At 40.4% G+C, this 9,714-nt stretch carries 9 protein-coding genes; all 9 read left to right on the forward strand.

Annotated elements, in window-relative coordinates; all coding sequences use genetic code 11:
• The first annotated feature begins 108 nt into the window (after nucleotides 1–108).
• The gene (locus tag Q8O20_RS10080) at nucleotides 109–2,082 is read left to right on the forward strand and encodes a WD40 repeat domain-containing protein (RefSeq protein ID WP_305531049.1); all 1,974 of its coding nucleotides are present in this window, start codon (nucleotides 109–111) and stop codon (nucleotides 2,080–2,082) included.
• Between the two features lie 113 nt (nucleotides 2,083–2,195).
• The gene (locus Q8O20_RS10085; protein WP_305531050.1) at nucleotides 2,196–3,269 is read left to right on the forward strand and encodes a response regulator; all 1,074 of its coding nucleotides are present in this window, start codon (nucleotides 2,196–2,198) and stop codon (nucleotides 3,267–3,269) included.
• A 22-nt stretch (nucleotides 3,270–3,291) separates the two neighbouring features.
• Nucleotides 3,292–5,550 carry a methyl-accepting chemotaxis protein gene (locus Q8O20_RS10090; protein WP_305531051.1) on the forward strand — a complete coding sequence of 753 codons (2,259 nt, stop codon included), beginning with the start codon at nucleotides 3,292–3,294 and terminating at the stop codon, nucleotides 5,548–5,550.
• Nucleotide 5,551: 1 nt separating this feature from the next.
• A complete protein-coding gene (locus tag Q8O20_RS10095; protein ID WP_305531052.1) occupies nucleotides 5,552–5,740 on the forward strand; it encodes a hypothetical protein in 189 nt (62 codons plus the stop codon).
• 94 nt (nucleotides 5,741–5,834) lie between these two features.
• Nucleotides 5,835–6,449 (forward strand): POTRA domain-containing protein, encoded by a 615-nt coding sequence (locus Q8O20_RS10100; RefSeq protein ID WP_305531053.1) that lies wholly within the window; start codon nucleotides 5,835–5,837, stop codon nucleotides 6,447–6,449.
• Between the two features lie 195 nt (nucleotides 6,450–6,644).
• On the forward strand, nucleotides 6,645–7,025 hold the full coding sequence (locus Q8O20_RS10105; RefSeq protein ID WP_294897049.1) for a PAS domain-containing protein: 381 nt from the start codon (nucleotides 6,645–6,647) through the stop codon (nucleotides 7,023–7,025).
• Between the two features lie 669 nt (nucleotides 7,026–7,694).
• On the forward strand, nucleotides 7,695–8,318 hold the full coding sequence (locus Q8O20_RS11985; RefSeq protein ID WP_371131554.1) for a methyl-accepting chemotaxis protein: 624 nt from the start codon (nucleotides 7,695–7,697) through the stop codon (nucleotides 8,316–8,318).
• Between the two features lie 40 nt (nucleotides 8,319–8,358).
• Nucleotides 8,359–8,757: a PAS domain-containing protein gene (locus tag Q8O20_RS10115; RefSeq protein ID WP_305531055.1), complete on the forward strand. Its 399-nt coding sequence runs from the start codon at nucleotides 8,359–8,361 to the stop codon at nucleotides 8,755–8,757.
• A gap of 666 nt (nucleotides 8,758–9,423) precedes the next feature.
• Nucleotides 9,424–9,714, forward strand: a 291-nt coding sequence (locus Q8O20_RS11990; RefSeq protein ID WP_371131555.1) for a methyl-accepting chemotaxis protein, incomplete at its 3' end; no start/stop codon positions are given.

The following is a 9,714-nucleotide window of genomic DNA, read 5'->3' on the forward strand; positions in this document are numbered from 1 at the left end:
AGAAGCATTGTAGCTTCTACTATAAATGAGACAGGTGTTGTAGTTATTGATTCCACCCCAACTATTTATCGCTACTCATCCCAAGGGCAATATATAAAACATGCAAATATGAAAGGGGTCGAATCCTATCCCAACCGTTATGGGAGTACAGTCACGATTACCAATGACGGTAAATTCGGCTTAGTGTGTGACCGTGCAAATGAACGTGTTATTTTTCTCTCTCTTGAACCGGTAAAACTTCTTTCTATGATTCCTATGAGCAAACCTGATGTTGTCCTTTTCAGTGATGATAATCTTTTTTTTGCGATTGGAAGCAACTCCGGCAGATTGGATATCTACAAAACACTCACATATGAGCGTCTATGTGAAGTTCATCTTTCAGATTCAATCGTGTGTGCGGCATTTTCTAAAGACGGATCAAAAATTGCAATTTCGACAATGGATAAAAAAATACATTTGCTCCGTATCGATACCCATAAAGTCATTCAGGTTTTTCGTATAGATGAAATCGCTGAAGCAGTTACGTTTGCAGCCGATAACAACAAGATTATTGGATTTACACGTGCAGGGACGACATACGTATATAACCTATTATTAAATCAGCAGTTTTTGGGAGATCCGTCATTGGAATGGCCGACCCATATTGCTTCAGGCTTCAATGAAAATGTGATTTTATTGGGTTCACGGAGTAATCAGTTAATGATTTACAACAATTCTGACGGCGTCAAATTGGGGTGTGTCAATTTTGATTTTTGGGGAATTACCTCCATCAGCGTCTCAGGTGAGAAAATTTTTGTCGGCTTTTCAGATGGAAACGGTGTTGTCATCGATCTTCATTCGACACTTCAAGAAGCGTATAGCGCCATCGAAACAGGTAATATCGCTAATCTCTCCCTTCTAGCGGGAGAATTTCCTTTGATATTTGTCAATAAAGATATATGTGCAAAACTTGAGAAACAGTATGAATCGATCTTTAAATTTAATCCTTCTAACTCTGATGAGAGAAAAGGCCATGAGGCTATGGTTTCGCTCATCGTTGCCGATGGGGCGATCCGTAAAGAATTGATGCACTCTCTTTATTCTTCTGAAGAGATTGTTCCGTTTATGGAGAAAATTTCTCTTGGAAATGCGCAAGGAGCTTGTGTATCCGTTCGTAATTCACCGCAATTACGACAATTACGTGAGTTTCATGAAGTCCGTACCGGTTGCTTGAAAGCGTTAATGTATGAAATTAAACTTTTAGAGATTGATCCGGAAAAATTTAACGAATATATTGAATCCGCTCCCGGAGGATGCACTAAATGTGTGCATAGCCTTATACCAAGACCTGAAGTACTTGAAGAAAATTATAAAAAACTCCTTTCCAGTGCGTCAACAAGAAATTTTACAGCTTTGAGCGATATAGGTGAAAAGCATGAGATGTTGCGTCAAACAAAAGTATATCGCCGCTTTATGAGCTACGGTGAAGCTTTGATTGACAAAACACTGGCACTGATGGCTGAGGGAAAAATGGATCAAGCCGATGAATATGCTTCAAAGCTAACGAGAATAAAACCTTTTTCTCTTACCGGAAATGATTTTAAAAATCAGATCAAAGCTTTTGACGCATTCAATAATGCTTCTAAAACCAATAATCTGATACAACTATTTACCCTCGCTTGCGAGTACCCTGCCCTGCGAACAACGCAAATATTTAAGAATCAAGTTGATGCCTACAAAAAAAATATTATATCGACAGCCAATATTCTTGCAAAAAAAGGGGATGTTTCTAAAGTCATAGCACTAATAGCCCCCTACTCCACGATCGACTACTTTGAAGAAAAAAATCTTTCTCTACTCAAAAAAGCGCTGATTCATGAAATCGAATTCTATGCCCCTTCTGGTGAAGAAAGCACTCTAATGGAGCGTTATCACAGTTGTTTTGGATGGGATAAAGAATATGCACGGGTTTGTTTATCCTTAAAAGTCTCACCAAATCATATGAAAAAGATGGAGGATGTAGTTCCGGAATGCAAAAATGTTAGCTCATTATTAACGGGAGAAAAAATATTGAGAACTCTACAAAACAAAGAAATGAGCTAATTTATACAACTTTGTCTTTTGCAACATATTTGCGACACTAAAAAGAAATAATTGTGCAACAGGATTATTTTTACTAATAATTCTCTGAGAATCGTAATAGGAGTCGCCTTATCATGGTTTATAACGAATCATCCTCAATAGTTAAAAATCTTAAAGAGATTGCATACGATATGAAATTGCTTCTGGTTGAGGATGATAGTGATTTGCGCGTGCAGTTAAAAATATTTTTAGGACGTTTTTTCGGTTGTATTCATACCGCTGAAAACGGTATAGAAGCCCTCAAAATGTATAAGGAAGAATCGTATGATTTGGTACTTACCGATTTAACAATGCCCTTGATGGGCGGTCTTGAACTTGCTGAAAAAATACGTATGCAAAATAGTGAACAAAACATTCTTATTTTATCGGGACACTCGGAGAGCGATAAGCTGATTACCCTTATTAATCTTGGTATTGACGGTTTCTTGCTCAAACCGGTTGATTTGAGCCGCGTTCTTACACAGCTTAATAAAAGTGCTCAAGCCATTTATGATCATAAAATGTTTGATTATTTCAGTACTACGCTCGAAGAGACGAATCAAGAATTGCGAAAAAGCAATGCAGAGCTTCACAAAGCACTTGCTGAAATCAAGCGTATGAAACAATCTGAACCACTAAATATGCCACACGAACAACTCAGCGGAAGAGAACTTAATGATGATGAAAAAATGATGCTCTACACCCGTAGTGAAAAAATGTCTGCGGCAGAGTTCCATAGTGTTCATCCTTTTGAGTTGGACAAAACCAATGAAGATCTTGAGATATTAGAAGATAATTTTAATGTTTTACTGGTCAGTGCGGAACGGAATATCAATCAAGAGACATTATCCGTATTGAGCAGAATCGTTCACTCTTATGCCAAAGAGTTGGAGATGATTCCGCAATTCAGTGCACTTTCGTATGGAATTCAGCAGTTGGCCACTACCTTCGACTCAATTGAAGATGTCAGTAAGATCCCCTCCATTATGCCGATGCTCACCTCCTTGTTTGACAATCTCGAACAATGGAGGCGGGGAATTTTCTTTTACCGCAATGTTGAAGATATCCACTATATGGATAATTCATTGATCAGTGATGCTCTGAGTTTACAGGGGATGCTAAGCAATCAGCATCATACATCATCTGACTCGGACATCGAGCTTTTTTAACAGTTAATAATAAGGAATAGAGATGAAAAAATGGTTACAAAAGATATCCGTAGCGAAAAAACTCGGTTTCATGATGATCTTGACATCGATAGCTGTCGGGATGGGAACTCTACTTGCCATAGGGGCTATGACATCACTTAATACAGAGTTTGATACATTTGAAGCTCAAAGTTTTAAAGGGGTGAAAGCCGTTTTGGAAACCGAAAAAGAGCTCAATTATTTTAGCCGTATTACCCGTGAAATTATGCTTGGAGGAAATTTGAATGAAAATCTTGCCAAACTAGAGGAGACACGAAAAAAAATTGAGGCACATTTTAAAGAGGTTGAAGCCGCATGTATTGATCCTTCTCAACAAAGGCTCCAACAACAGGCTCAGAAAGACGCTCTGGTTTTTGTAGCCGCATCCTCTGATTTAATGAATACGCTCAAAGGGCAAAATCGAAGTACCACCGACATCTATCACTATTATCATCAAAATTTTTCACCTATGGCAAAAGCATCGCGAAAGTCGATGGAAAAACTGGTTGATTCAAAAACAAAAGAAGCTGCCGTAATGCAGGAGACCTTTAAACAACATATCGTAACGTGGAGTATCTATGCCGGAATCGGCGGAGTTGTGTTGATTATTGTATTGGGGATCGTCATGTTACAGATCGTATCTCAGATTAAAGATTCTTTGTCCAAAACACAAAATGGGCTCACCTCTTTTTTCCAATTTCTGGGCGGTGAACAAGAGAGTACCCTTCCCCTGCCCGATCTAGGGAAGGATGAATTCGGAAAATTAGCGGTAGAAATCAATCGGAACATCGCGATCTTAGATAAAAAATTTGCTGAGCAGAGACAAAGTATTGTTGATTTCGGAACCGTTTCCGATTTTATTGGCAAAGGGCTTTTGTACAATCGAATTCAGACTCATTACAGCGATCCGAGTTTGAATGCGTTGGCTCATTCGCTTAATAAAATGGTGGATGAGATCGAGCGTACTTTTGCAAATTTGATCGCTGTTATGACTAAAATGGCCAATGGAGATTATTCGGTATCACTCTCGGATACCGGGACGACTATCGGGGGGTCATTTGCCTCGATCCAAAATGCAGCCAGTTCCATGGCGACGAGTAACAGTGAAATTTTTGCCATGATTGCAAAATTTTCTCAAGAATTTAACAAGGAAGCGAGTGCATTGAGCTCATCGGGTGATGAACTCAGTACCAGCGCTAATCAGCAGGCTTCAAGTTTGGAAGAGACTGCCGCCGCGATCGAAGAGCTAACATCGAATGTTGCGGCTAATACTTCTAAAGCTGAAGCAATGACACATGTCGCACAAGAGGCAAAAATAGCTGCTGAGAAAGGCAACACTATCGCTCATGCGAGTCTAGATGCCATGGGGGAAATTGTCAGTGCAGCCGAAGCGATCAACAATGCCGTTGATATTATCGATAATATTGCTTTTCAAACTAATATTCTGAGCCTCAACGCCGCTGTTGAAGCGGCGACTGCCGGAGATGCAGGAAAAGGGTTTGCCGTTGTAGCTCAAGAGGTTCGGAATCTTGCCAATCGCAGTGCCGAAGCGGCAAAACAAATCCAAGAACTTGCTCGCTCAGCACGTGAAAAATCGCGCGGAGGGTTGGAAACATCCCAAAATATGATGGACAGTTTTTCTCTTATCTCCCAAAAAATTATCCAAACCGATGATATGGTGCGTGATGTCGCGAATGCCAGCCGTGAACAAATGGCCGGTATCAATCAAATAAACGATGCGGTTTCTCAGCTCGATCAGATGACCCAGCAAAATGCAAAAACAGCCAATAATGTGGCTGAAATTGCCAGTGACATCCTCTCTAAAACTGAGCAGTTCGAGTTGATGCTATCTCGAATTCAATATGAGGAGGCGCACAAAGCGCACACGTGCGATACACAGCTTCTTTTCGATATGGCAAAACTCAAACTTGATCATATTATTTTCAAAGAGACCAATTACGGAAAACTCAAATTTGCACATGAGCCTTGGCGTGTTACCGGCCACCATGATTGTGCATTAGGAAAATGGATCGATGAGCATAAGCACATGCCTTATGCTCAAACACCGCAATGGCAAGCAATGCTTAGTGAACATGAGATGGTGCATAACGGGGTTCAATCTTTGATCGATGCCGATTTAAAACACGAGTCAAATGAAAAAATATATGCATTAAGCACTCAAATCGAAAAAGCGACATTAGGTGTATTTAAAGGGTTAGATCACATCAAATATGTTAATTGTTCACATCAACAGGAGAAATAAAATGAGTAAACACTATAAGAGCGCAGAAAAAATCGATCAGATCGATGCAGAGATGCAGGAGATAATGGTTGAATTAGAGAATTTGATTTCTCAAAAATACGAGCAAATGGATTATGAACAAAAATCGATAAATTCGGAAGCTTTTTTACAATTTTTCGATCGTGTTATGGTGCAGATAAGTAAAGAGTAAAAGATGTGTGTTGCAACATATTTGCAACACTAAACCAATAGAATCCTACTTATATTTTGCTCTTCTATTATGAGAGCTATCAAAAGGATTTACCATGCCACTTAAAGCTTTGCTCTGCGGACTTATATTTACGGCTTACGCATTTGCATCAGCCCCAAGTTCTACAATCGATAAAATCTTTTTTGTAGGAAACGTTAAAGTACCGACAAAAAAGCTTCTTAAAGTTGCAAACCCTTATATGGGAACTCCGTTGGACATTCAACACTCCTGTGCAATTGCTAAAGAGATAGAAGCTTATTACCATAGAAATAACTATGTTCTCACTTATGCATCTGTTGATAAAATGGATCAAGAGGAGAAAAGTCTCCTTATCCGCATCGGTAAATATGCCGATTTTGACGCACAAGCGATCGGAGAGATGAAACGCCGTGATATCAAACCGAATGTCATCAATAAAATCTTTTTTGACGGAAACGAAAAAATATCGACACAACGTCTTATGAATCTTGTACGCCCTTCATTAGGGTTAGAAAAGAATTCTAAAAATATCGATGCAATCGCACTGAGTGTTCAAGAGTACTATCGCAGCCATCGCTATGAATTGGCGTATACCGAAGTTTCTAAAGTTGATGAGAACGGTACGATTATCATCAGTATCAAAAAATATCCAACGTTTAAAGCACGCTATGCACGTGAGGGGAAAATCTAATTATTTTCACTAGAATTTCCTCTTTGAGTAGATTTGCATCTCTCGCGTTTAATTACTTTTTTACACACAGAAGCTTTTAATATCTAAAAAACATCACTCTTCTTAACGTCTGCTTTATTTTGCAACATACTTGCAACTCAAAAATATTACGATGCATCTGAAAGATATATAGCAATAATAAAAGAGGTATAACGTATGGCAGAAATCGAAATGGACCACAGTTCTCTGATCATCTCTGAAACCGATGCAAAAGGGGTTATCACTTTTGCTAATGATGATTTTATTCGCTACAGCGGATACAGTTGGGAAGAACTGCTCGGACAACCGCACAATATTTTGCGACATCAGGATATGCCAAAAGTCGCTTTTGCAGATTTGTGGAAAACGATCAAAGAGGGAAAAACATGGAATGGTTTTGTAAAAAATAAAACCAAACGGGGAGATTTTTACTGGGTCTATGCCACCGTATCTCCTATTACTTTTGAAAATGGCGAAACACGCTACCTCTCACTGCGTCGTAAACCGACACGTGCAGAAATTAATAAATATGACGCACTCTACAAAACAATAAAATAAGGATTCGTATATATGTTTGATATCAGAAAAAAAGATTATCTATTACTCAAAGAAGCTATTCAAAATTGTCGAGATTTTGTTTTTGAAACCGTAAATGAAACCACTATCGAAGAGGAGAGCTCGAGAGCGTTAATCAATGATTTACTCAGCGATCTCAGCCATTTTGCCAATGACTATAAAATGGTACGTGATGCAAACTATATCCAAGCCGGAATGCTCGCACTGACGGTTTTTCGTGCCAAGACGGGAGAATTAACCAATGTCTCTATGGCGGAGTGTACCGTAAACGGAAGTACGGTACTTAAAGAAACGACTATTTTTTATAACGGACTGATGAGCCGTCTCAAAGAGCTGTTTTGTGAAATTGAAGATGGATTTACCCGTATCAGCCACAACGATTTACGAATGCCGTTTAAATCCGACGGATGGGAAAAAGATATCAAAAAGCTTAATCTCCATATCAATGAACTTCAAGATATTATTGCGGATCAATATGGCCAACAGCTCACCAATTCTCTCTCCCTTCGACGTAATACTTTTGATCTTAGTCACTATTCCGATGAACTCAGCAGCAGTTCGAATGAACAAGCATCCAGTCTCGAAGAGACTGCTGCAGCTATTGAAGAACTTACGGCAAACGTCTCGGCCAGTGCGGCAAAAGCACAAGAGATGACGGCTCTCGCTCAAGAAGCAAAAATTGCGGCTGAACGCGGCAATAGTGTTGCACGCGAGAGCTTGAACGCTATGAGTGAAATGGTCAGTGCAACCGAAGCAATCAATCAGGCCGTTGAGATTATCGGCAATATCGCGTTTCAAACCAATATCCTCAGCCTCAATGCCGCCGTTGAAGCGGCAACTGCAGGAGATGCGGGGAGAGGATTTGCCGTTGTTGCTCAAGAAGTACGCAATCTTGCCAATCGCAGTGCGGAAGCTGCCAAAAATATTCAAGAAGTTGCCAAAACTGCACGTGAAAAATCACACGGTGGATTGGAAACATCTAAAAATATGATGGACAGTTTTCTTGTGATAACTCAAAAAATTGCTCAAACGGATGATATGGTACGTGATGTAGCCAATGCCAATCGTGAACAAATGGCTGGAATCAGCCAAATCAACGGTGCCGTAGGACAGTTGGATCAATTGACTCAGCAAAATGCAAAAACAGCCGCCAATGTCTCTTCATTATCTGCGATTGTCCAAAATCTGTCGGATCAAATGTATAGCGAAATTAGTCAAAAAGAGTTTTCCGGAAAAGAGGAAATCCTCCATTCTGCGACACAAATGCAACACTAAATCGTCATTATTGCATCATACATATTTCTAAGGATAATGAATGAATATATTCATCTCAAAAGGCGCAGAGCGTGTTCTCACCGAAAAAGCCTTTTTGGTTTCGGAAACAGATGAAAAAGGGATTATCATTTTTGCAAACGATGATTTTTGTGAGGCTGCGGGGTACCGTGTGGATGATCTAATCGGAAAGCCCCATAATATTGTCCGTCATCCTGATATGCCGCGTGCCGCGTTTAAAGATTTATGGGACACCGTAAAAACAGGGAAAATCTGGACAGGATTTGTCAAAAACAGTGTTAATGGCGGGAATCAGTTTTACTGGGTATATGCTACCGTTTACCCGATTATGCGAGAGGGAAAACGCCACTATATTTCATGCAGACGTTACGTAACAGACGATGAGATCGCAACAGCAACCGCACTTTATAAGACACTCTAAGGAAACCAAATGTTTGGAATAAAATCTACCGATGCCCAACTGCTCGAAGAAATCATGCACGAAGTGCTTGATGTGATAGAGGGAAAACGTAACCGCTACCGTTATGCAAACGCGAGTTTTTCAGATCGAAAAATTCAGCACATCGCCGATACCGCCCATCTTCGTCTCCAATCTATCGTTGAAGCAAAACAAAAAGATATGCTTGCTATGGGTGAGTTGATTTTGGCACTTGATCAAATGAAATCGGGATTGTTTAAGCCAACCCAAATCGAGGGAGATGGGACAGAGGTGAGTGTTATTGCTAATTCGTTTAACGCGTTTACCCTCTTGCTGAGCAAACAGTTCGCGCAAATCGTTCAAACGCTTCACGCGTATGCGTCGAATGATTTCACTTCCGAGATTGCTAAAAATAATCAACGGGGTGAAATGGCCGCACTCATCGACGGTGTTAATAATCTAGCACAAGAGATCACCGTGATGCTTACGACGAATCTCCAAAACGGTCTTAATCTCCGAAGCGAAGCGTCGTTTCTAAAACAGGCGATGGAATCCCTCTCCACGGCGAGCAACCAACAAGCGGCAAGCTTGGAAGAGACAGCAGCGGCAATGGAAGAGATGACGAGCAATGTTCAACAGAATGCCCAGAAAGCAAACGATATGGCATCTATGGCGGCACAAACCGATGCAAGTGCTAAAGAAGGTGCAGAACTGGCACAACGTACCGCTACGGCCATGACAGAGATACAAGTAGCCACTAACTCTATCAATAATGCCGTTGCTATTATCGAGAATATCGCATTCCAAACCAATATCCTTTCTCTTAACGCTGCTGTCGAAGCGGCAACAGCGGGAGATGCAGGTAAAGGATTTGCGGTAGTTGCCCAAGAAGTTCGTAACCTAGCGAATCGTTCAGCCGATGCGGCTAAAGAGATCAAAGCAATGGCAGAACAAGCAGCT

The sequence above is a fragment of the Sulfuricurvum sp. genome (assembly GCF_030691015.1).
In the GTDB taxonomy this organism is placed as follows: domain Bacteria; phylum Campylobacterota; class Campylobacteria; order Campylobacterales; family Sulfurimonadaceae; genus Sulfuricurvum.